We start from the raw sequence: 2,224 nt of genomic DNA, 5'->3' as shown, positions 1-2,224 counted from the left end.
TCTGGCGAATAATGTCCCCTCCTTAAATATCCAGCCATTTCCAATCAATACCACGACGCTGCGAATTTATATTCGCGGTATCGGCTTGATAGACGCTCAGATAACACAAGATCCGCCTGTAGGTGTGTATATCGATGGGGCGTACATCGCGCGCTCCTCGTCTCTAGCAACCGAGATCGCAGACTTAAGCCGTATCGAGGTTTTGCGGGGGCCGCAGGGTACCTTGTATGGCCGTAACTCCACCGGCGGTGCGGTAAATCTCGTTACCCGGCGCCCTGACCCCGATACGCTGTTGTTAAAGCAAAGCCTGACCTACGGTGACCGCAATCTGTTTACCAGTAAAAGCATGTTAAACCTGCCACTTTGGCAGGGCTCAGCTTTAAAGCTTTCCTATCTCGAGAAATCCGTTGATGGTTATATCGAAAATACCGGCTTGGGTGGCGATTTCGGTGATTCAGCAACCACAGGTTACCGAGTGGATTTTGGCTGGGATATTGGTGACACAATTCGGCTTGATTACGCCTACGACAAGGCCGACGTAGCGAATACCAATATGGCTTATTCCGCGGTATTGCCATCGGAAGATATTCCAAACCCCGGCGCGAATTCGGGTATCGCCATTAGCAATTTGATTAACTCGGGTGCCCGCCAGTTTTACGACTTTAATGTGTCTGGGCGCCGCCCAAATAAAATGCATTCGCCAGTAGAACTTGTCGAAGCGGATAATGTTATCGACGGTCATCAGTTGAGTATAAATTGGGATTACAGTGAGCAATTAGCCCTTAAGTATATCTATGCGCAGCGCTCCCACTTTGACAGTACCCCAACTAATTTAGGTACCGGGGCTCGCACGGACGGATATCGTCTTGATAATAACGCTTTGTTTGGATTCCCCGTCGCGCCGGTCGCTGGCGGCACCGCGCCGTGTACGCCGGTTTGTGTGGGTCGAAGTGTAAATTATGCAGGCTTTCAGCCTGATATTACGCAGGAGCAATCGTCCCATGAACTTCAGTTCTCGGGTGAGCTGCTAGAGAACAGCGTGTCCTATATTGCCGGCTTATATTATTTTGAAGAAAGCGCAAGACAGGGTGTGCCAAACGTTGGTCACCTTCTTTCAGCGCCACTGGGTAGTGATCAAGATGGCAATAATACGGGTAATCGTATTGAAGTGTTGACCCAGCAAATTGCCGATATTGAAAACACGGCGATGGCTGCCTTTATGCAGCTGGGTTGGCGACCACCGGTATTAGAAGATCGCTTAAGCTTCACTTTGGGCTTTAGACATTCACAAGATAATCGCAAAGCTCGCCAGCAGCGTCGGCAGATCAGCTTTTTAGTAACCCCTGGGGACGGTGATAATACTGACCGGGATGCAATGGATATCGGCACCCAGCTACCTGAGGCCTTTTACGATGCCTACGGTGACCGAGATTTTGATGACCAGTCTTTTAGTCTGATTGCGGCCTTTGACCTTACCGACGAAATTAATCTCTATGCTAAACGTAATGAAGCCTATAAAAGCGGTGGCTTTAATACACGTGAACCCATTAATGCCGGCGGGGCGGAACGCTTTAGCAAAGGCTTTGATCCTGAGAAGGTGACGGCTTATGAACTTGGGGTTAAGTCGCGGCTATTTGAGAACCGAGTGCAAATCAATGCCGATGTCTTCGTGCAACTTTTTGAGGGCCAACAGCTTAATTTTGGCATACCCAATGCGGTGAGTGATACCACTGTTGCTAATTCCGATGAGTCTACCTTGCAGGGTTTTGAATTTGATACAACCTGGTTGGCTCATGAAGATTTAGTGCTGATTCTGAATTACGCCTATCTTGATGCCAGTATTGACCCTAGCGCCAATCCGCTGTCTGGGGAAATTGACGACGGCTTTGTGTTTGACTCAGCGCCACGTCACGCCTATACCGCGGCCATGGATTGGAGTATTTGGCAGGGTAATACTGGTCAGCGCCTGGCTTTGAATGCGACGTATTCTTTTACCGATGAGCGCAATGGCGGCGTAAGAAGAGATACCTCGACCTTCCAAATAGACCGTCAAGCCGCGTTTGCGGTGCTCAACGCTCGCCTTGGTTTATACGACCTGACACTGTTTGATGGAGATGTTGATATTGCGCTGTGGAGTAAGAATTTGCTCGACGAAGAGTACAGCATCAATAATATTCATAATTTGCCAGAAGCGGGCCGTTCGATCATGTTTGGCGAGCCGCGT

The 2,224-nt window shown here is 49.3% G+C and carries 1 protein-coding gene; it reads left to right on the top strand.

The window, feature by feature from the left end; translation table 11 throughout:
• The coding region (locus ABYT30_RS18625) for a TonB-dependent receptor (RefSeq protein WP_373098016.1) at positions 1–2,224 on the top strand (2,224 nt) is incomplete at both ends.

It is taken from the genome of Zhongshania sp. (assembly GCF_041623545.1).
Lineage (GTDB): Bacteria > Pseudomonadota > Gammaproteobacteria > Pseudomonadales > Spongiibacteraceae > Spongiibacter.
Note: the sequence above shows the minus strand (reverse complement) of the source record. Positions and strands in the feature narration are given on the sequence as shown.